17 protein-coding genes are annotated in these 20692 nt (G+C 67.6%); 2 read left to right on the forward strand and 15 right to left on the reverse strand.

Going from position 1 to position 20692, the window contains the following annotated elements; translation table 11 throughout:
• Nucleotides 1-74 precede the first annotated feature (74 nt).
• From ACH46_RS15220 to secA, 8 genes are all read right to left on the reverse strand, one after another.
• Nucleotides 75-1289 (reverse strand): fatty acid desaturase family protein, encoded by a 1215-nt coding sequence (locus ACH46_RS15220; RefSeq protein WP_062393666.1) that lies wholly within the window; start codon nucleotides 1287-1289, stop codon nucleotides 75-77.
• An 8-nt stretch (nucleotides 1290-1297) separates the two neighbouring features.
• Nucleotides 1298-2569, reverse strand: coding sequence for a fatty acid desaturase family protein (locus tag ACH46_RS15225; RefSeq protein ID WP_062393667.1), 1272 nt, complete (start codon nucleotides 2567-2569; stop codon nucleotides 1298-1300).
• 116 nt (nucleotides 2570-2685) lie between these two features.
• Nucleotides 2686-3801 carry a ferredoxin reductase gene (locus ACH46_RS15230; RefSeq protein WP_062393668.1) on the reverse strand — a complete coding sequence of 372 codons (1116 nt, stop codon included), beginning with the start codon at nucleotides 3799-3801 and terminating at the stop codon, nucleotides 2686-2688.
• A gap of 120 nt (nucleotides 3802-3921) precedes the next feature.
• On the reverse strand, nucleotides 3922-4515 hold the full coding sequence (locus ACH46_RS15235; protein WP_062393669.1) for a mycothiol transferase: 594 nt from the start codon (nucleotides 4513-4515) through the stop codon (nucleotides 3922-3924).
• Nucleotides 4516-4614: 99 nt separating this feature from the next.
• The gene (locus ACH46_RS15240; RefSeq protein ID WP_062393670.1) at nucleotides 4615-5112 is read right to left on the reverse strand and encodes a DUF6912 family protein; all 498 of its coding nucleotides are present in this window, start codon (nucleotides 5110-5112) and stop codon (nucleotides 4615-4617) included.
• Between the two features lie 30 nt (nucleotides 5113-5142).
• Nucleotides 5143-6588 (reverse strand): wax ester/triacylglycerol synthase family O-acyltransferase, encoded by a 1446-nt coding sequence (locus ACH46_RS15245; RefSeq protein WP_062395513.1) that lies wholly within the window; start codon nucleotides 6586-6588, stop codon nucleotides 5143-5145.
• A gap of 46 nt (nucleotides 6589-6634) precedes the next feature.
• A complete protein-coding gene (locus ACH46_RS15250; protein WP_120298737.1) occupies nucleotides 6635-7063 on the reverse strand; it encodes an Rv3235 family protein in 429 nt (142 codons plus the stop codon).
• Nucleotides 7064-7377: 314 nt separating this feature from the next.
• A complete protein-coding gene (gene secA, locus ACH46_RS15255) occupies nucleotides 7378-10152 on the reverse strand; it encodes a preprotein translocase subunit SecA (protein ID WP_062393671.1) in 2775 nt (924 codons plus the stop codon).
• Nucleotides 10153-10348: 196 nt separating this feature from the next.
• Here secA and ACH46_RS15260 point away from each other — a divergent pair, with 196 nt between their 5' ends.
• Nucleotides 10349-10582, forward strand: coding sequence for a helix-turn-helix transcriptional regulator (locus ACH46_RS15260; RefSeq protein WP_226995640.1), 234 nt, complete (start codon nucleotides 10349-10351; stop codon nucleotides 10580-10582).
• 77 nt (nucleotides 10583-10659) lie between these two features.
• Here ACH46_RS15260 and hpf read toward each other — a convergent pair whose 3' ends face one another.
• From hpf to mtrA, 5 genes are all read right to left on the reverse strand, one after another.
• Nucleotides 10660-11385 (reverse strand): ribosome hibernation-promoting factor, HPF/YfiA family, encoded by a 726-nt coding sequence (hpf, locus tag ACH46_RS15265; protein WP_062393673.1) that lies wholly within the window; start codon nucleotides 11383-11385, stop codon nucleotides 10660-10662.
• Between the two features lie 260 nt (nucleotides 11386-11645).
• Nucleotides 11646-12350: a ComF family protein gene (locus ACH46_RS15270; RefSeq protein ID WP_062393674.1), complete on the reverse strand. Its 705-nt coding sequence runs from the start codon at nucleotides 12348-12350 to the stop codon at nucleotides 11646-11648.
• 42 nt (nucleotides 12351-12392) lie between these two features.
• The gene (locus tag ACH46_RS15275) at nucleotides 12393-14117 is read right to left on the reverse strand and encodes an LpqB family beta-propeller domain-containing protein (RefSeq protein WP_062393675.1); all 1725 of its coding nucleotides are present in this window, start codon (nucleotides 14115-14117) and stop codon (nucleotides 12393-12395) included.
• Entirely contained in the window at nucleotides 14114-15736 is a 1623-nt protein-coding gene (gene mtrB / locus ACH46_RS15280) for an MtrAB system histidine kinase MtrB (protein ID WP_082399704.1), read from the reverse strand. The genes ACH46_RS15275 and mtrB overlap by 4 nt, the downstream gene beginning before the upstream one ends.
• Nucleotides 15733-16419 carry an MtrAB system response regulator MtrA gene (gene mtrA / locus ACH46_RS15285; protein ID WP_062393676.1) on the reverse strand — a complete coding sequence of 229 codons (687 nt, stop codon included), beginning with the start codon at nucleotides 16417-16419 and terminating at the stop codon, nucleotides 15733-15735. The genes mtrB and mtrA overlap by 4 nt, the downstream gene beginning before the upstream one ends.
• A 104-nt stretch (nucleotides 16420-16523) precedes the next feature.
• Here mtrA and ACH46_RS15290 point away from each other — a divergent pair, with 104 nt between their 5' ends.
• The gene (locus ACH46_RS15290) at nucleotides 16524-17156 is read left to right on the forward strand and encodes a dTMP kinase (protein ID WP_062393677.1); all 633 of its coding nucleotides are present in this window, start codon (nucleotides 16524-16526) and stop codon (nucleotides 17154-17156) included.
• A gap of 388 nt (nucleotides 17157-17544) precedes the next feature.
• Here the strand turns inward: ACH46_RS15290 and ahcY are convergent, their stop codons facing one another.
• Both ahcY and ACH46_RS15300 read right to left on the reverse strand, forming a co-directional pair.
• Nucleotides 17545-19035, reverse strand: a complete 1491-nt coding sequence (ahcY, locus tag ACH46_RS15295) for an adenosylhomocysteinase (RefSeq protein WP_062393678.1) — start codon at nucleotides 19033-19035, stop codon at nucleotides 17545-17547.
• Between the two features lie 100 nt (nucleotides 19036-19135).
• Nucleotides 19136-20683 (reverse strand): amino acid permease, encoded by a 1548-nt coding sequence (locus ACH46_RS15300; RefSeq protein WP_062393679.1) that lies wholly within the window; start codon nucleotides 20681-20683, stop codon nucleotides 19136-19138.
• Nucleotides 20684-20692 lie beyond the last annotated feature (9 nt).

Here is a 20692-nt window from a genome sequence, read left to right on the forward strand (position 1 = left end):
AACGCGTAGAGCGGGCGCCCTTCGCAGAAAGGGCCGAAATCAGCCGATTTCGTGGTGGCTGTGCGAGAGAACGTTCAGCGCAGTCGTCGGCGACGCGTCCGACGGGCCTGCTTCACGTGAGCGAGGGCGGTCTTGAGGCCGCCGCCCACTCGGGGCACGCCGTCGAACCGCCGCTCCGACGCCGTCTCCGGAGCATCGTCGACGGTGTCGATGAGCCACTGATCCGGCAGCGCCAGCTTGTTGATGGTCCGCAGGGTCCGCAGGTACTGCATGGTGAACGACCCGGTGTTGTACGGGAGGTCGTACTTCTCACACAGTTCGCGCACCCGCACCGAGACCGCGGCCAGCCGGTTGCTCGGCATGTCCGGGTACAGGTGGTGCTCGATCTGGTAGCAGAGGTTGCCGCTCATGAAAGCCAGCGCGGGGCCGGCCTCGAAGTGCGCGGTACCCAGCATCTGCCGCAGGTACCACTGGCCGTGCGTCTCGTCCTCGAGCGTCGCGACGGTGAACTTCTCCGCGCCGTCCGGGAAGTGCCCACAGAAGATCACCACGTACGCCCACAGGTTGCGAATGAAGTTCGCGGTGAGGTTCGCGGTGATCGTGTGCTTGTAGTTCGGGCCGGTCAGCGCCGGGAACAGGACATAGTCCTTGCCGAGCTGCCTGACGGCCTTGCGAGCGAAGAGCTTGATCTCCGGGCGCGCCTGCTCCATCGGCTTGCGACCGGCGATGACCTCTTTGAGCTCGAGGTCGTGCAGGGCGATGCCCCACTCGAAGGTCGCGGCCAGCATCAGATTGAAGAAGGGCTGGAAGGCCCGACGCGGCTCCCACGCCTCGTCGCGCGTCACGCGCAGGATCTTGTAGCCCACGTCGTGATCCATGCCGAGCACGTTGGTGTACTTGTGATGGATGTAGTTGTGCGAGTGCTTCCAGTGCGGAGACGCACACACCATGTCCCACTCCCACGTCGTGGAGTGCACCTCGGGATCGTTCATCCAATCCCACTGGCCGTGCATCACGTTGTGGCCGAGTTCCATGTTCTCGATGATCTTGGCCACCGACAGGGCGCCGACGCCCAGCAGCCACAGCGGTCGCCGGTGGCTGCCGAGCAGGGCGACGCGGCCGAGGACTTCCAGACCGCGCTGAGCGTAGATGGTCCGCCGCAGGTAGCGGCGGTCCTTCTCGCCCAGGCTCGACTCCACCTCCCGACGGAGCGCGTCGAGTTCGGCACCCAGCGCCTCGACGTCAGCGTCGGTCAGGTGCGCGTACTCGTTGATATCTGAAATGGCCATCGATCACATTATGCCCGTGCGGGTGACCGTCGGCTCGCCCGGCGCTCCTTGAGCCCGACGATCGCGGTCTTCAACCCCTTCCGACGGCCCGTGACCGGGTCGACGGTGGACACCAGGTGCGCCTCCGGGGTCTCCTTGAACCGCTTCTCCGACGCGGTTTCGGGCGCGTCGTCGACGGTGCCGGTGAGGTACTGGTTCGGCAGCGACAGCTTGGCGATAGTCCGCCAGGTCTTCGCGTACTGAACCGGGAACGAACCGGTGGTGTACGGGATGTCGTACTTGGCGCACAATGCCCGCACGCGCACCGAGATCTCCGGCAGCCGGTTGCTCGGCAGGTCCGGGAAGATGTGGTGCTCGATCTGGTACGAGAGGTTACCGCTCATGAAGCCGAGCACCGGACCCGACCGGAAGTTGGCGCTGCCGAGCATCTGCCGCAGGTACCACTCGCCGCGGGTCTCGCTGTCGACGTCCTGCTTGGTGAACTTCTCGGCACCGTCCGGGAAATGCCCGCAGAAGATGACCGCGTTGGACCACACGTTGCGGATGACGTTGGCCGTCAGGTTCGCGGTCAGCGCCTTGCGGCCCGCGGTCTTGGACCGCGTCAACAGGGCGATGCCGACCGGGTAGGCGAAGTAGTCCTTGTGCGTCTGCTTGGCGATCTTGGTGCCGACGTCGCGCAGATCCTGGTGGAACTGCGCCTTGGCCTCCGGCGTCTTCCGCTTCTTGCCGAGCTCCAGGTGCTGGGCGGCGACGCCGTACTCGAAACCGAGCGCGAGCAGCGTGTTGTAGAAGATGTTGCCCAGGTTGAAGGGCTTCCACCGCTGGTCACGCGTCACGCGGAGCAGGCCGTAGCCCACGTCGTCGTCCATCCCCAGCACGTTGGTGTACTTGTGATGGATGTAGTTGTGGGTGTGCTTCCAGTGCGCGCTGGGACCGGTCAGGTCCCACTCCCACGATGTGGAGTGCACCTCTGGGTCGTTCATCCAGTCCCACTGGCCGTGCATCACGTTGTGGCCGAGTTCCATGTTCTCGATGATCTTCGAGACACCGAGCACGGTGGCGCCCGCCCACCACAGGCGACGATCCCGGGCGCCGACGGTGAGTGCGCGGCCGGCCACCTCCAGCGAACGCTGGAAGAGGATCGTGTTGCGGATGTATCGGGCGTCGCGAGCACCGCGGTCGGCCTCGATGTCGGCGCGGATCTGATCCAGCTCGGCACCGAGCGCCTCGACGTCCGCGTCGGTCAGATGGGCGTATTCGGGGATGTCGGAGATCGCCATGCCACTCCTGAAGTTGGGAGACTTTATAACTTACGCAATCGTAGGTTACGGTTCCGTAGCCTGTCCACCCCGAGAGCCAGTGGCCCGCGTCATAGGCGCAGAAATGCGCCCCGACCTCAGACGTCGAGCGTGCAATCACCCGCCGCCGCGCTGACACAGGTCTGAATCCGTTCGCCCTCGACGTGCTCGGCACCGGTCCGCAGATCGCGCACGCACCCCTTGTCGAGCATCACGACGCAGCTCTGGCAGATGCCCATGCGGCAGCCGAACGGCATCAGCACGCCGGCCTGCTCCCCCGCCTCCAGGAGCGTGGTGGCGCCGTCCACCTCGATCTGCCGATCCGGCGTGCCGAAGGTGACGACGCCGCCCTCCGCACCGACGGCGCCGCGCTCCAGCGCGAACCGCTCGATGTGCAGCGACTCGGGGACGCCGGCCTCCTCGAACTGCTCACCGAGCATGTCCAGGAATCCGCCCGGGCCGCACGCCCAGGTCTCGCGCTCCGCCCAGTCGGGGCACAGCGCCCGCAGCTGCGCGGGCGTCACCTTGCCGTCCACTCGGGTGAACTGCAGATGCAGGTCGATGAGACCCTCGGCGGCCATGGAGCGCAGTTCGTCACCGAACAGGAGGTCGTCCTCGGTCGGCACCGAGTGCACCACGGTCACGTCGGCGTTCTGACCGCGACGACGCATCGCGCGCAGCATGGAGATGATCGGCGTGAGCCCACTGCCCGCGGTCGCGAAGAGCATCTTCTCCGGCAGCGGGTCGGGCAGCACGAACTCGCCGGCCGGCGCCGCGAGCCGCACCACGGAGCCGGGTTCGAGCCCGCTCACGAGGTGCGACGACAGGAAGCCCTCCGGCATCGCCTTGACCGTGATCGACACCGTCCGGTCGGCGCGCGACGCCGCGGGCACCGAGGTCAGCGAGTACGACCGCCACGTCCATCGACCGTCCACCAGGACGCCGATGCCGATGTACTGGCCGGGACGGTAGTCGAACGAGAATCCCCAGCCCGGGCGGATCACGATGGTCGCGCTGTCGGCGGTCTCCGGCCGCACCTCCAGCACCTTGCCGCGCAGCTCACGCGCCGACCACAGCGGGTTCGCCAGGTGCAGGTAGTCGTCGGGCAGCAGCGGCGTCGTCACGCGCGCGACGGCGGCGCGCAGCCACGTCGACCGCTTGTGCCGGGCCGCGACATCGGCCGCCGGTGCTTCGAAACGTTCGCGCCACGCCATCTTGGAGACTCCTCCGTCGGTTCCGGAGCTCGCCCCGAAACAGCTAAGTTACGATTCCGTAGGTTAGCGTTTCGGGGCGTTCTACGCCAGATGAGCCGCCTCACGCGGCACGCGGGCGACTCACGCCAGCAGCGTGCCCGACTGCGGGACGTAGGGCGTGAAGAAGTCGTTCGCCGGCGCCCCGGCGAGCGACATCTCCAGGGCCGGAACGGTCATCCCGTCGAGTTGCTCGCGGATGATGTCGGCGTGCCCGGCGTGTCGGGCGTACTCCTCGATCTGGTGGACCATGAAGTAGCGGGTCTTCATCGGCCGGGAGTCGAAGATCCCCGCCCACGGCGCGGGCTGTGCCATCGCGTCGGCATCGGGGTCCGCGGCGCGCATGGCCTCGAGGAACGCGGCGCGAGCGTCGTCGAAGTCGGCGATGATCTGCGCGGCGGTCTCGTCGTCGGTGAGGGCGAAGCTTCCCATGTACTCGGCGAACGCCGACGCGTCGAGCGCACGCACTTCCGCGGTGCCGTCGAACTCCTTCACCGCGCCGCGCATGCCGCGGGTGACGTGCTTGAGCAGGCCGCCGATCGAGAGCGTGCTGCGGCACGGCGTCTCCCGCGCCTGCGCCTCGGTCAATCCGTAGACGGCGGCTCGCAGTGCCGACAGTTGCTGGTCCGCGTAGTTGATGAGTCCGGTCAGTTCGTCGTGCGAAGCAGGTGCGTACATGGGGTCCTCCGGTGCCGTTCTTCAGTGGGCCGAGTCTCGGTGTGCCCCACAAGCATGTCGCCCCAACCGGTCAGATTCTGTCCGGTATTGAGAAATCTTCTACAGAAGTTCCAGGAGGAACGGGAGTTCCTGGGTCGCGTACCAGCCGAGGTCGTGGTCTTCGACGTCGCCGATCGCGAGTTCGCCGTCCTCGTCGCCGAGGTCGGCGGCGTCGATGAGTTCGACGGCTGCGGCCACCGCCTTCTCTGCGTCGGCTCCGTCGACGTGGACGGCGACGATGTCGGCGTGCGGAATCGACGGCGCCACCTTCACGACCGCGTCGTCGAGGTCGGGGCGGACGGTGGCGTCGGCGTCGACGACCACCACGACTCGGCGGACCGGGAGATCGGACTCGTCGGCGGCCAGGAGGCGAAGCGACGCGCGGGCCGCCTCGCGCAGGGCCACCTCCTCGAGTTCTTCGTCGTCACCGGCGGTGTACGCCTCGCGGAGCGCGGGGGTCAGCGCGAACCCGGTGCCTCCGACGGGGGTGAACGGACTGCCGGTTTCGGCGACCATCGTCTGGATCATCGCGAGTGTTGCGGGCAGGTAGACGCGCATGCATTCCCTTTCGGCGGGTGTTCCCCGACGTCAGTGGTCTCGTCCGGCGGACTGCCCGCCGGCGAGGAGTTCTTCCAACGACTCTGTCACGTACCCGGCCATGGCGGGGAGGTCGACGACCACCGCGCGGTCGGCGATGAAGGCGAACTGGACCTGGTTCGCGTACTCGTTGACGCTGATCCCGAGGGCCCGCTGGGTGGCGAGCGTGGGGATGGTGAAGATGCCGGTGACGGGGATTCCGTCGACGTATTTTCGGTCGATCCGCTTGGAGCTCATGGAGATCGGGACGTTGTACGACCGTTGGAAGATGCCGGCGAAGGCCCGGGTGGAGAAGTCGGCGAAGGGCACGAGCCCGATCTCCGGCAGCAGGGGCCGGAAGCCCTGCGACATGCGTCGGGTGGACTGCGAGTAGCGGTCCGCGAGACCTGCCACCTGCATCAGCCGGACGGCGGGCGCGTCTTCGCCGACGGGGAGGTCGGTGACGAATTCGGTTCCGCCGGTGATGATCCACGCGCCGGAGGCCTCGCCTTCGACGGTGTCGGGGATCCGCGCGGACAGCGGCATGGTGGCCCGCATGGTCTCGCCGTGACCGACAGTGTCCTTCACCGAGAGCGACCACCGGCGCAGGACTCCGGTGACGATGGCGAGTACGACGTCGTTGAACGTGCACTCGAACTTGCCGACGACGGCTTCGAGGTCGCGGCGGGAGACGGATGCGAAGGCGAACAACCGGGACGAGGTGGTGACGGTGTTGAGGGGGCTGTCGGGCGCGGCGTTGACCATCTGGCTGACGGCGTCCCCGACGAGACGTGCGGACTTGTCGGCGACGGACCACAGGTCGGCGACGGGGCCGTTGCCACGCAGCAGCGAGTCGACGACTTCGCCCGGGCGGGCCATCGCTTCGGCGAGCGCTCCGAGGGTCAGCGAGGTGTTGCCGGGCGGTCGGCCCGGCATCCAGAGGTCGTCGGCGAGGGGATCTCGGTCGGCGACGTCGTCGCACAGGACTTCACTGAGTTCGAGGTGGGCGTGTCCGCTGAGCATGCACCGGTGGGTCTTGGTGAGGATCGCGGAGCGTCCGCCGGAGAGCCCTTCGATGAGGTACATCTCCCACAGCGGCCGGGTGCGGTCGAGGGGTCGCGACATGACGCGGGCGATGAGCTCTTGGAGTTGTTCGACGGTCCCGGGTTGCGGGAGCGCGGACAGCCGGACGTGGAAGTTGATGTCGAAGTCGCGGTCGTCGACCCAGACAGGGCGGGCGAGTCCGAGTGTCACTTCGGTGACCGTCTGCCGGTAGCGGGGTGCGGTCTGCAGGCGGTTCTCGACGAGGGAGACGAGCGCGTTGTAGTCCAGTTCCGCGCCGGGCCGCCGAGTCTTCTTGTTCGGATCGAGGATGAGGAGTGCGCCCAGATGCGCGGATGTGCCCGCCCCGTCCAGGAAGTAGAACATCGCCTCGTCGGGCGACAGTCGATTCACCATGATGGGGTCGAGTTTAGCCGCGGTGAGCATTGCAGTAGGTCCGCGGTCAGACGACGCTCAGTTCGACGATCACCCATCGCTGGTCGACGGGTTCGCCGTGGGGGTGGCCGATGCGGGGTTGGGCGGTCTTCTCGATGCGGCCGGCGACGGCGCGAACGCGGGTTCCGCGTTGGAGGGTGCCGAAGTAGTCGGCGCGTCGGGTTCCGTGCATCTGCAGGTGGACGCGGACGAGTCGGCCGGTTTCGGTGCTGCCTGCGGGCAGTTTTCCGAGTCGACCGAGTTGTTCACCGACCGTGTCGATGACGTCGGCGGCGACCCACCGTTGCAGGTGCGACGCGGCACGTCGTCCGTCGATCACTTCGAGCAGTTGTTGCAGCGCCGTTACGGTCGCCGCCCGCGCCGCCCGCGCCGTCTGCACTTCGTCCTCGGCTCCCAGCGCGGCGAGCCCGTCCTCCACCAATGTGTTGACCGTCATACCGATTGGACGCAGCAGCCCCCACTTCGGTTCCGCGACACGCCGACGACTGCCGAAACTCGTTGCTGCGCGACCCAGCCCGAGGCGGTTTCGACACGTCCCTCCGCTTCGCTCCGGGTCGGCTCAACCAACGTGGACGGCGAACGTGGGCCGGGGACGCGGCGAAGCGAGCGAATACAGCGAAGGGCCGAGCGGTGAAAAGTTCTGTCGACCTCTCCGCAGGGACGAGCCCCAAGGGCGAGGAGCGAGGACTGCGGAGACAGAACTTTTCACCGCCCGGCCCGACCCAGGACAAGGACAGCCGGACGAGAAACCTACCGCCTCTTCTTACGCGACTTAGCCGGCTTGTTGGAAGGCTTGGCAGAAGAACGAGCAGCGGCGCGCCGCTCCTTCCGACTTCCCACCACTTCGGACGGGGTGCCGGATGCGTACTCTTCGACGTCGGACATCACTTCGGGGTCACCGGACTCGTCGGGACCGCTGTAGGTGACGGCGCCGTCGTCGCCGAGATCGCTGTCGCTGCCGCCGAAGGCCGCACCGGCGAGCATGTCGCTGACGGAGGTGCCGAGCTGCGGCGCGGGCGCCTGGGTCTCGACCTGCGCGTTGAAGATGTAGGTGACAGCCTCTTCCTTCATCGCCTCGAGCATGCCGGTGAACATCTCGAAGCCCTCGTGCTGGTACTCGACGACGGGGTCGCGCTGGGCGACGGACCGGAGGTGGATGCCTTCGCGGAGGTAGTCCATCTCGTAGAGGTGGTCACGCCACTTGCGGTCGAGGACGGTCAGCAGGATGGAGCGCTCCAGCTGCCGCATGGCACCGTCGCCCGCCATCTCGGTGAGTTCGGCTTCGCGGCGGTCGTAGGCGGCGAGGGCGTCTTCGACGAGGATCTCGCGGAGTTCGTCGCGGGAGATGTCGTCGCGCTCGCCGTACTCGTTCTCGCCGACGGCCTTCTTCGGGTCGAGGGAGATCGGGTACAGCTTGCCGAGCGCCTCCCACAGGGTGTCGAGGTCCCAGTCCTCGGCGTAGCCGAGTTCGGTGGCACTGTCGCTGTAGGCGCCGACGACGGAGGTGACCATGTCGCGGACCTGCTCGTGGTGGTCCTGGCCTTCGAGGATCTCGCGACGCTCGCCGTAGATGACCTTGCGTTGCTCGTTCATCACCTCGTCGTACTTGAGGACGTTCTTTCGGATCTCGAAGTTCTGCTCTTCGACCTGCGTCTGGGCGCTGCGGATGGCGCGGGTGACCATCTTGGCGTCGATCGGGACGTCGTCGGGCAGGTTGAGGCGCATCATGATGGTCTCGAGCGCGGCACCGTTGAAGCGACGCATCAGTTCGTCGCCGAGCGACAGGTAGAAGCGCGATTCGCCGGGGTCTCCCTGGCGGCCGGATCGGCCGCGGAGCTGGTTGTCGATGCGGCGCGACTCGTGGCGTTCGGTGCCGAGCACGTAGAGGCCGCCGGCTTCGCGGACGGCGTCGGCTTCCTTGGCGGCGTCGTCGCGGGCGATCTCGATGGCCTCGTCCCAGGCCGCCTCGTACTCGTCGGGGGTGTTGACGGGGTCGAGGCCCGCCTTGCGGAGGCGGGTGTCGGCGATGATGTCGGGGTTGCCGCCGAGGACGACGTCGGTACCGCGGCCTGCCATGTTGGTGGCGACGGTGACGGCGCCGAGGGTACCGGCTTCGGCGACGATCTGCGCTTCCTGCTCGTGGTACTTGGCGTTGAGCACGGTGTGCTTGATGTCGCGCTTGGTGAGCAGGTTGGAGAGGTATTCGGAGCGTTCGACGCTGGTGGTGCCGATGAGGACCGGCTGGCCCTTCTCGTGACGCTCGGCGATGTCGTCGACGACGGCGGCGAACTTGGCCTCTTCGGTCTTGTAGATGAGGTCCGTCTTGTCTTTGCGGATCAGCGGCTTGTTGGTGGGGATGGGCACCACGCCGAGCTTGTAGATCTGCTGGAATTCGGCGGCCTCGGTGTCAGCCGTGCCGGTCATGCCCGCGAGCTTCTTGTAGAGGCGGAAGTAGTTCTGGAGGGTGATCGTGGCGAGAGTCTGGTTCTCGGCCTTGATCTCGACGCCTTCCTTGGCCTCGATGGCCTGGTGGAGGCCTTCGTTGAAGCGGCGGCCGTCGAGGACGCGTCCGGTGAACTCGTCGACGATCATGACCTCGCCCTTGCGGACGATGTAGTCCTTGTCCTTGTGGAAGAGTTCCTTGACCTTGATCGCGTTGTTCAGGTAGCTGACGAGCTGCGCGTTCTCGGGCTCGTACAGGTTGTCGATGCCGAGGCGGTCTTCGACGAGCTCGACGCCGAGTTCGTGGACGCCGACGGTCTTCTTCTTGATGTCGACCTCGTAGTGGACGTCCTTCTCCATGAGCGGCGCGATGCGCGCGAACTCGGAGTACCACTTGCTGGAGCCGTCGGCGGGGCCGGAGATGATGAGCGGGGTGCGCGCCTCGTCGATGAGGATCGAGTCGACCTCGTCGACGATGGCGTAGGCGTGGTCGCGCTGGACGAGGTCTTCGATGGTGTGCGCCATGTTGTCGCGCAGGTAGTCGAAGCCGAACTCGTTGTTGGTGCCGTAGGTGATGTCGGCGGCGTAGGCCTCGCGGCGCTGGTCGGGTGACATGCCGGTCAGGATGACGGCGGTCTCCAGGCCGAGGAAGCGGTGGACACGGCCCATCCACTCGGCGTCGCGCTTGGCGAGGTAGTCGTTCACGGTGATGACGTGGACGCCCTTGCCGTTCAATGCGTTCAGGTACGCGGGGAGCACACAGGTGAGGGTCTTGCCTTCACCGGTCTTCATCTCGGCGATGTTGCCGAAGTGCAGTGCGGCGCCGCCCATGATCTGGACGTGGAAGTGCTTCTGCTGGAGCACGCGCATGGCGGCTTCGCGGGCGACGGCGAACGCCTCGAGGAGCAGGTCGTCGAGCGTCTCGTCCTTCTCGAGCCGCTCGCGGAACTCGACTGTCTTGGCGCGCAGTTCGTCGTCGGACAGCGCCTCCATCTCGTCGGAGAGCGCCTCGACGCTCGTCGCGATCGCGTCCAGTCGCTTGACCATGCGACCTTCGCCCAGTCTGAGCAGCTTGTTGAGCACCGGCAATCCTCTGAGTTCTTTAGTGGCTACATCCCCCGCCCGTCGCTTCGCCGTGCGATGCGAAGGGCAGAACTCGGTCCATGGTACGGGTCTACCGACGTCGATGCCCCATGCAGGGACGATCGACCGACCGACGTCACCGCCGATTGTCAACGTTGGTTGACGCACATCCCGATGTCAACCTAGGATGACAGGCATGGTGAGAACGTCGATCGATTCAGCCTCCGGCGACGACGATCCGGTGGAATCGCTGGTGAAGTTGCGCGCGATCGCCGACGAGCGCACCGAGCTGGACCGCCGCGAGTACTTCCTCGTCTTGGGCCTCCGAGAACAGAACGTGAGCTGGGAGGCCATCGCCGCCGCGCTGGGGGTGTCGCGGCAGGCCGTTCACAAACGCTTTCGACGGAAGATGGTCGGCCCCGTCCGCTGAGCGATGGCGATCTCCCGCAGACAGCGCCGCGGCCGCCGCTCCCGGTGGGAACGACGGCCGCGGCGGTCGGTCGGTGCTCAGGCCAGTCGGATGAGGCCGTAGTCGAAGGCGTGGCGACGGTAGACCACCGATGCCTTGTCGGTCTCACTGTCGTGGAACAGGTAGAAGTCGTGGCCCACCAGTTCCATCTCGTAGAGCGCCTCGTCGACGGACATCGGCGACGACGGGTGGTCCTTGGTGCGGACCACCTGGCCGGGCTGGTAGTCCTCGACGCTGTTCTCGAAGGGATCGGCGGCCTTCTCCGGCGGCGCGGGCATCAAGTGCGGCGCGTCCGCTGCGGCCTCGGCGAGCGAGGTGGGGCGGTGCATGCCGTCCTTGCGGATCCGCTTGCGGCTCTTGGCGCGGCGGAGGCGCTTGTGGAGCTTCTCGAAGGCGAGCTCGCTGGCGGCGTAGAAGTTCTCACCGGCCGCCTGTGCACGCACCACCGGCCCCTTGCCGCGGCCGGTGATCTCGACGATCTCGGCGCTCTTGGCCTGACGGGGATTCGGCTCGTGGTACAGGATCACCTCGAACCGGAAGATCGAGTTGTCGAAGTGTTCGAAGCGCGCGAGCTTGCTGCTCATGTAGACGCGGAAGTGATCCGGAATCTCAACGTTCCGACCACTCATCGTGAGGTCCGCCTGGAGTTCGGAAGCGCCCGACGTGTCCACCGACGACGGAACTTCGAAGGCGGCTCTGAGGTCGAGGCGTTCTACAGGTGCGGCTTTCGATTCACGCTGACCCTTGCGATGAACGACCGTCATTTCGACATCCTCCTCAGGTTGCTCTCGTCCCGGATCCTTGTGTCCGGTCGAGGTACCAATTCGCTTGTCGCACAACCGCACTGAAGTCGGCGGTCCAATGCGAAGACAGTGACCCGCCTGCAGGAGAAGCGGTGGATTCCAGTGCGCAGATGAAGGCATCGGCGCGGTGGAAAAGGCCTTGTCACCTCCCGGCACTCGATGTTCATCACTGCCACTTCCGAAGGTATCCGCAATCTCGCCGTCAGGCCACGTTTTCCCGATCATGCACCCGAGAGAACGACGACCGCGGCCACCTGCGCACCGCAGGCACGCAGTCGCGCGACGGCGTGGGCGGCTGTCGCACCGGTCGTGAGGACGTCGTCGACAAGGACCACCGGAACCCCGGAACGACCCTCGCGGCCGACGACGGCGGGCGGCAACGGTCGCCGCAGTCGTACCGCACCGGCGAGGTTGGCGTTGCGCGCGCCGGCGCCCAGTCCGGCGGAGTCGCGGGTCAAGGCGGCGGTCGCCAGGACCGGTGCCACGCGCACGCCGTCGCCGAGGCGGTCGGCAGCGGCCTGCGCGACGGCGGTGACGGTGTCTCCCCCGCGACTGCGTGCGGCCAGCACCCGCGTCGGTGCGGGCACCAGGACCAGCCTGCGCGGTGCGGGAAGCTCCTCCCATCGGGCGAGGTCGACGAGACCGTTCGCGAGGACCCCGCCGAGGACCGGCGCGAGGTCGCGACGACGGTGCTCCTTGAGGTTGACGATGGCCGACGCCATCGGGCCGCCGTAGCGGGCCATCGCCCAGACCGGGACGCCCGGGTCGATGCGCGGCGTCAACGGTCGGGGCACGTCCGCGAGCCGCCGGTCGCACTGCTCACACCAGGGGATCCCGGGTCGTCCGCAGCCGCCGCACTCCAGCGGCACGACGAGATCGGCGAGCGCCGCGAAGACGGCGCGGGCACCCCGTCGATCCCCCGTCATGCCTGCCGATTGTAGAGACCGGGCCGACACGCGGCGCCGGAGTCAGCGTCCCGGAACCACCGGCACGGTGCCGTGACCGGCGTCGGGGCCGACGGCCGTCCAGTACTGGTCGGGACGGACCTGACCGGTGCTGATCTGCTGGACGCCCCGGTTGTCGCTGACGTAGACGGTGGTGCCGGACGCCGCGATCTGCACCACGGGCGGCTTCAGGTTGCCGCTGACGAGCTCGGACGACTGCGTGCCGGCGATCGACGCCCGCCAGACGGGCGTGTCCTCGCCGCGTCGGGCGATGTACAGCGTCTTGGTGGTGGACCACGCCACGCCGACGGCCTCCCCCACCAGGTCGGGGGTCAGCGGATAGACGCCGGTCAATGACGGGACGCCGCGATCGTTCACCGAGATGACGGCCATCAGCACGCGACCGCCGACGATCAGCGCCACGCGCACCCCGTCTGGCGAGACCTGCATGTCGGTGATCGGCCCGGGCGCCACGGCGGCGACGGCGCTCGCATCCAGCGGCCCCGACCGCGCCGAGCCGCTGGCCGCGTCGTAGATCCACTGGTACGGGCGACCGTCCACGGCCACGTAACCGGTGTCGGTGGCCGCCCCGTACGACGGCGTCGTCATCGTCGCGCCGTCGGCGGCTTCGACCGCACGACCGTCGTACGGTCCCACCATCAGCGTCCGGCGGCCACCGCGGTCGACGACCGCCGCCGCCTGGCTGAGGTCGGCGGAGACCGCGGCCGCGGAGATGTCGCGCATGGTGCCGAAGTCACCGCGGACGGCCACGGCACGGTTGCCGGTGAGCCGGGTCAGCGCGCCGTTGCGCACCAGATGCAGCGGTGAGTCCTTGCGAACGGGATCGGGTTCGAAGGAGCTGACGTCCGCGCTGCGCCAGCCCTCGTCGCGGCCGGACACCAGGGCGGCGCCGTCCGCGGTGATCCGGTAGGTGCCGGAGATCCCCGCGTAGTCGAGGGTCCACACGATCTGTGCAGCGAGGACGGTCCGGCTCTTCGCGTCGGAGTCGGTGACATTGCCGAGCGGGACCGTCAGAACGTCGTTCGACGACGTGACCGGTCCGAGCAGGTTCACTCCGCGGGCCGCGCCGACCGCGACGGCGCCGTCGAGCACCGTCGTCGGGCCGCCGAGCAGCCGGTTGACGACGGCCGACGGCTCGGGTTCGGCACCGAACAGCCACCTCGGGTCGGCCACCAGTCGCGTCATGGTCCGGTCCGGGAAGAAGAGGTCCACCTGTCGGTAGGCGGTGAGGAATTGGGAGGCGTCGGTGACCGTCCCGGACGGAACGTCGCCGGACACCCGCCACGCGCCCTTGATGCGCGACAGGGACACCGCGATCACCAGCGAACCGGCTTCCGGTCTCAAGGTGCCCTCCGCCGAGAGGACGCCGGTCTTGTCGCCGGTGATGCGGAGTCGGACCGCGTTCTCGGTGCGCTCGTCGATGGTGACGCCGAGATTGCGCATCACCGTCATCTCGCCCTGGTCGTCCCAGCTCTGGCTGGCGGCGGGCGTCAGGAACTTGCGGGCCGAGCGGTGACCGGCCGTCGGGTCGGACATGGCCTTGACGAAGTTCCGGGCCACCGTCTCGGGGTCGTCGCTCTGTTTGGGCGCCGGGACGACGTTGGTGGGTCGTTTCCGGTCGAAGGCCTGAATGGGTTGCGGTGACGACGATTCGGGGATGTCGACGCACCCGGTGAGGACCATCGCGCCGGTCAGAATCGTGGCCAGGAGTGCCACCAGTCGTCTCATCGGCCCGCCTCCATCGGCTTCAGCGGAAGCGGACTGCCGAGCAGCTTGTGCCCGCGCACCAGCGGCAGGGTCAATCGGAAGCAGGAGCCCGCACCGGGTTCGCCCCATGCTTCGAGGCGCCCCTGGTGCAGTCGCGCGTCCTCGATGCTGATGGCCAGGCCGAGGCCGGTGCCGCCCGAACGGCGCACGCGCGACGGGTCCGACCGCCAGAAGCGGTTGAACACCAGCTTCTCCTCTCCCGGGCGCAGTCCGATGCCGCGGTCCCGGACGGTGATGGCGACGGCGTCGCCGTCGGATCGCATGGTCAAGGTCACGGGCTTGTGCTCACCGTGGTCGATGGCGTTGGCCAGCAGGTTCCGCAGGACGCGTTCGATGCGTCGGGGATCGATCTCGGCCAGCACGGGTTCGGCGGGCAGGTCCAGGACCAGGTCGCTGCCGGATTCGGCGGCCAGGTGCGAGACGGTGGCGACGGCGGCGTCGATCGGGACGGCCATGTCGAGTCGTTCGGCGGCGAGCTCGGCCATGCCGGCGTCGTGCCGGGAGATCTCCAGCAGTTCGGTCAGGAGCGTCTCGAACCGATTGAGCTCCTTGTCGAGGAGTTCCACGGATCGGCGTTGGATCGGGTCGAGGTCGTCGCGGCCGTCGTACAGGAGGTCGGCGGCCATGCGGACGGTGGTGAGCGGGGTGCGGAGCTCGTGGCTGACGTCGGAGGTGAACTGCCGCTGCAGACCGCCGAACTCTTCGAGGTGCGAGATCTGCCGGGAGAGGCTCTCGGCCATGTCGTTGAAGGCGACGGCGAGCCGCGCGAACTCGTCCTCGCCGTTCACCGGCATCCGTTCCGAGAGTCGACCGTCGGCGAAGCGGACGGCGATGCGCGTCGCGGACCGCAGCGGCGCGATGACCTGCCGGGTCACCAGCCAGGCGATCGCGGCGAGGAGGCCGAGCAGCACGACGGCGCCGGTCAGCAGGGTCCCGCGGACCAGCGACACGGTGTTCTGTTCGCTGGCGAGCGGAAACACCAGGTACAGCTCGAGGCCTTGGATGGGACTCTCCACGGGAGAGCCGATGACGAGCGCGGAGACGGTGCCGTCGCCCTGTTTGATGGTCGTGTACTGGTAGGCCACCTGGCCGCCGGCGACCATCTTCCGCAGGGAGAACGGCACGTCGTCGACGGGGCCGACGGCGATCTCCTGTTCCGGGCGGGTCTCGCCGGGTACGACGAGGACGCTGTCGAAGGAGCCGGCGACGGCTGCGGTCTGCGCCGTCTCGGGGTCCTGATCGGTCATCAGGGAGCGCGCGCGGGCGAGGCGGTTCTGCACCGCGGAGTTGGGTTCCGCACTGGACAGGACACGTTCGACCACGGAGCGCATGCGGCCGATCTCCTCGGTCGCCACTTCCTGCTTGGCGTCGAGGAGGCGGCCGGTGATCTGACTGATCAACACGAAGCCGAGGATCAGCAGCACCACGAACGACAGCACCAGCGTCGAGACGATGACGCGGGTCTGCACCGACCGGCGCCAGACCTGACCGGCCACTCGTCCGACGGCCGCGATGGCGCGCCGGATCAGTGCGAGGAGTCGGTCGATCGGCCCCCGGTTGATCCGGCGGCCTCCGATCACGGCGGCCCGGCCTTGTAGCCGACCCCTCTCACGGTCAGCACGATCTCCGGGTTCTCCGGGTCGGTCTCGACCTTGGCGCGCAGTCGCTGGACGTGGACGTTCACCAGGCGGGTGTCGGCCGGATGGCGGTAGCCCCACACCTGTTCCAGCAGGACGTCACGGGTGAAGACCTGGCGCGGTTTGCGGGCGAGGGCGACGAGGAGGTCGAATTCGAGCGGCGTCAGCGAGATCGGGATGCCGTCGCGGGTCACCTTGTGCGCGGGCACGTCGATCTCGACGGGGCCGATGGCGAGCAGCTCGGCCGGATCGTCTTCGTTGCGGCGCAGGCGCGCACGGATGCGGGCGACGAGTTCCTTCGGCTTGAACGGCTTGACCATGTAGTCGTCGGCGCCGGATTCGAGGCCGAGGACCACGTCGACGGTGTCGGATTTGGCGGTCAGCATCACGATCGGGACGTTGGAGTCGGAGCGGAGGACGCGGCACACGTCGATGCCGTTCATGCCGGGGAGCATCAGGTCCAGCAGCACGAGGTCGGGGCGGACTTCGCGGACGGCGGTCAGCGCCTGGGTGCCGTCGCCGACGACGAAGGGCTCGAATCCTTCGTTCTTGAGGACGATCGTGAGCATCTCGGCGAGGGCGGCGTCGTCGTCAACAACCAAGATGCGTGGCTTCATGCCTGCCATGGTGTCACCTCGATCGCGAATTGGCCGGTGCGACACGCCCGCACGCTCTCGACGCCCGGCGCGCCTGGGTCGCCGACCCCGCGGCTCTGCCTACACTGTGTGACGTGGGCATTCTGGTGGCCGTGGAAGGCCTGGACGGTGCAGGCAAGCGCACCATCGTCGGACGCATCGAGCAGGCCGCCGCCGAGCGCGGCGCGTCGGTGAGTTCGATCGCGTTCCCCCGGTACGGGGAGTCGATCACCGCGGACATCGCGTCGGAGGCTCTGCACGGACGGCACGGCGATCTGCGCGAGAGCGTGTACGCGATGGGTCTGTTGTTCGCCTTAGATCGTGCGGCCGCCCGCCCGCTCCTCCGTCAGGCGCTGGCCGAGCACGATCTGGTCCTCTGCGACCGCTACACGGCGTCGAACGCCGCGTACAACGCCGCCCGTTTGGGCCAGGGCGCGGAGTCGGAGGTCGTGTCGTGGGTGGCGGATCTGGAGTTCGGCCGTTTCGGCCTTCCGGTCCCCGATCACCAATTGCTGCTGGGTGTGCCGCCCGAGGTCGCGATGGGTCGCGCCGTCGGCCGCGCCGAGACCGACGCCGACCGCCCCGTCGACTCCTATGAGCGCGACTCCGACCTCCAGCGCCGCGTCTACCGCGTCTACGGAGAGCTGGTGGAGTCGAACTGGATGTCGACCTGGTCCTGGGCCGACGGCGACAACGCGGTTGAGCAGGTCCTAGCCCAGCTCAACTGACGAACTCGCTCCCCCCCAACCGACATCCGCGTCTCCCACCAACACTTGCATCGTCCCGGACGACGCAGCCGTCGCCACCAGACGCAAACGCACGCAACAGCGCAACGAAAAGCGCCAACCGCACAACCCGGCCAGAGCACTGCCGGAGCACAACGGCAGCAACCTCCGCACTGGACTCACGTGGCGCGGCAAGAGAAACGAGCCCGTGGTCGGGGTGCCGGTGGCATCGATCGCCGAGCTCTCCGCAGGGACGAGGCGCTAGCCGAGGAGCGAGGACTGTCTCGGTGACGAGGCCACCGGCACCCCGGCCACGAGCGGACGCACGATAGAACAAACCGCCGCACCGAAGGAAACCCCTCGATGCGGCGGCAGGCAGGAACCGAAACGATCAGTACCGGTAATGCTCAGGCTTGTAAGGCCCTTCGACATCCACCCCGATGTACTCCGCCTGCTCCTTGGTCAGCTTGGTGAGCTGTCCGCCGAGCGCTTCGACGTGGATGCGCGCGACCTTCTCGTCGAGGTGCTTGGGGAGGCGGTAGACCTCGTTGTCGTACTCGTCGCCCTTGGTCCAGAGCTCGATCTGTGCGATGACCTGGTTCGCGAAGCTGTTGCTCATGACGAACGACGGGTGGCCGGTGGCGTTGCCGAGGTTCAGCAGGCGGCCTTCGGAGAGGACGATGATGCTGTGGCCGTCGGGGAAGACCCACTGGTCCACCTGGGGCTTGATGTTGATACGGGTCATCCCGTCGGCGGCTTCGAGGCCGGCCATGTCGATCTCGTTGTCGAAGTGGCCGATGTTCCCCAGGACGGCCTGGTTCTTCATCTTCTTCATGTGCTCGTACGAGATGATGCCGAGGTTGCCGGTGGCGGTGATGATGATGTCGGCGTTGCCGATGGCCTCGTCGACGGTGACGACGTCGTAGCCGTCCATGAGGGCCTGGAGGGCGTTGATGGGGTCGACCTCGGTGACCTGGACGCGGGCGCCCTGGCCGGCGAGCGATTCGGCGCAGCCCTTGCCGACGTCACCGTAGCCGCAGACGAGCACCTTCTTGCCGCCGATGAGGACGTCGGTACCGCGGTTGATGCCGTCGACGAGCGAGTGGCGGGTGCCGTACTTGTTGTCGAACTTGCTCTTGGTGACGGAGTCGTTGACGTTGATGGCCGGGAAGTCGAGCTCGCCGGCGGCGGCGAACTGGTAGAGGCGCAGGACGCCGGTGGTGGTCTCCTCGGTGACGCCGCGGACGGATTCGGCGATGGCGGTCCACTTGCCCGCGTGCTTGGCGATGGAGTCGCGCAGGAGCTGCAGGAAGACCTTGTACTCGGCGGGGTGGCTGTCGTCGGTGGGCGGCACGACGCCGGCCTTCTCGAACTCGGAGCCGCGGAGGACGAGCATGGTGGCGTCGCCGCCGTCGTCGAGGATCATGTTGGCGGGGCGGGGTTCACCGTCGGCGGTCGGGGGCCAGGTGAGCATCTGCTCGGCGGCCCACCAGTACTCCTCGAGGGTCTCGCCCTTCCATGCGAACACGGGGACGCCCTTCGGCTCCTCGACGGTGCCGTAGGGCCCGACGACGACGGCCGCGGCAGCGTGGTCCTGGGTGGAGAAGATGTTGCACGACGCCCAGCGGACCTCGGCGCCGAGGTCGACGAGGGTCTCGATCAGGACGGCGGTCTGCACGGTCATGTGCAGGGACCCGGAGATGCGGGCGCCCTGGAGCGGCTTCACGTCGGCGTACTCGCGACGCAGTTCCATCAGGCCAGGCATCTCGTGCTCGGCGAGGCGGATCTCCTTGCGACCGAACTCGGCCTCGGAGAGGTCGGCGACCTTGAACTCGATGCCGTTACGGGTTTCGGTGGTCAGGGCGCTGGCAGGCGCGGTCATCTGGTCCCTCTCGATTGGAAAGTCTTGACTTCATGAACGACGGTACCGGCCGCCTCGTCGGCGGCCGGTACCGTGTCGTGGTTCTTCTACGCTATCGCGCTCAGGTCTGGTCGGCCTGCCCGCCGCCTCCGGCGGGTTCGGGTTCGACCGGCGGATAGCCCGGAAGCTCCTTGCGTTCGCGCATGCCGAGCACCGAGTGCTTCACGCCGTACGACAGGTAGACGACGATGCCGATCATCATCCAGACCAGGAATCGCACCCAAGTCTCGATCGACAGGTTGATCATCAGCCAGAAGCAGGCGAGGACCGCGAGGATCGGCACCAGCGGGACCAGCGGAACGCGGAAGCCGCGCTTGAGGTCCGGGCGGGTGCGTCGCAGGACGACCACGCCGATGCAGACGAGCACGAACGCGAACAGCGTGCCGATGTTGACCATCTCGCCCAGCGTTCCCATGGGGAAGAAGAACGCGAGGGCGGCCGACGCGACGCCGACGATCGCGGTGATCCGCGCCGGGGTGCCGCGACTGCTGGTCTTGGCGAGGCCGCGCGGGAGCAGACCGTCGCGCGACATGGCGAAGGCGACGCGGGTCTGGCCGAGGAGCATCACCATGACGACGGTCGTCAGGCCTGCGAGGGCGCCGACGTTGATCGCCCACTGGGCCCAGGTGACGCCGTTGATCTCGAAGGCGGTGGCCAGCGTCGACGTGACGGTCTTGCCGTCGGGCGTCTTCTTGTCCGCGAGGTCGGTGTACTTGACCATGCCGGTCAGCACGACCGAGACGCCGACGTAGAGGACGGTGACGATCGCGAGGGAGCCCAGGATGCCGCGCGGCAGGGCCTTCTGCGGGTCCTTCGTCTCCTCGGCGGTGGTGGCGACGACGTCGAAACCGATGAAGGCGAAGAAGACGAGCGACGCCGCGGCGAGGAGGCCGTACCAGCCGTAGTCGCTTCCCGTGCCGCCGGTCATCCACGAGAACAGGGTCTGGCGGAGACCGGTCTCGCCGGTGGCTTCCTTCGGTTCCGGGATGTACGGGGTGAAGTTCGCCTTCTTGACGTAGAACGCGCCGACGACGATCACGAGGATGACGACCGACACCTTGACCGCGGTGATGATGAAGGACACCCGGGACGACAGTTTGGTCCCGATGATCAGCAGGGTCGCCAGGACACCGATGAGGAGCGCTGCTCCCCAGTCGTACTCGTGTCCGCCGGCGACGAACGTGGTGCCGCTGCCGCCGACGACGTCGGCCAGATACGACGACCAGCTCTTCGCGACCACCGAGGCGGCGAGCGCGAACTCCAGGATCAGGTCCCAACCGATGATCCACGCGATGAACTCGCCGAAGGTGGCGTACGAGAAGGTGTAGGCCGACCCGGCGACGGGGACGGTCGAAGCGAACTCGGCGTAACAGAGTGCTGCGAGGCCGCAGGCGACGGCCGCGAGCACGAAGGCCAGCGACACCGAGGGGCCGGCGACGTTGCCCGCAGTGGTGGCGGTGAGGGTGAAGATGCCCGCACCGACGACGACCGCGACGCCGAACACCGTGAGGTCCCAGGCGGTCAGGTCTTTTCTGAGTTTGGTGTCCGGCTCGTCGGTGTCTGCCATCGATTGCTCGACCGACTTCACCCGGAACAGAGGGTTACTCACGATGTCTCC

It is taken from the genome of Gordonia phthalatica (assembly GCF_001305675.1).
Taxonomy (GTDB): Bacteria; Actinomycetota; Actinomycetes; order Mycobacteriales; family Mycobacteriaceae; genus Gordonia; species Gordonia phthalatica.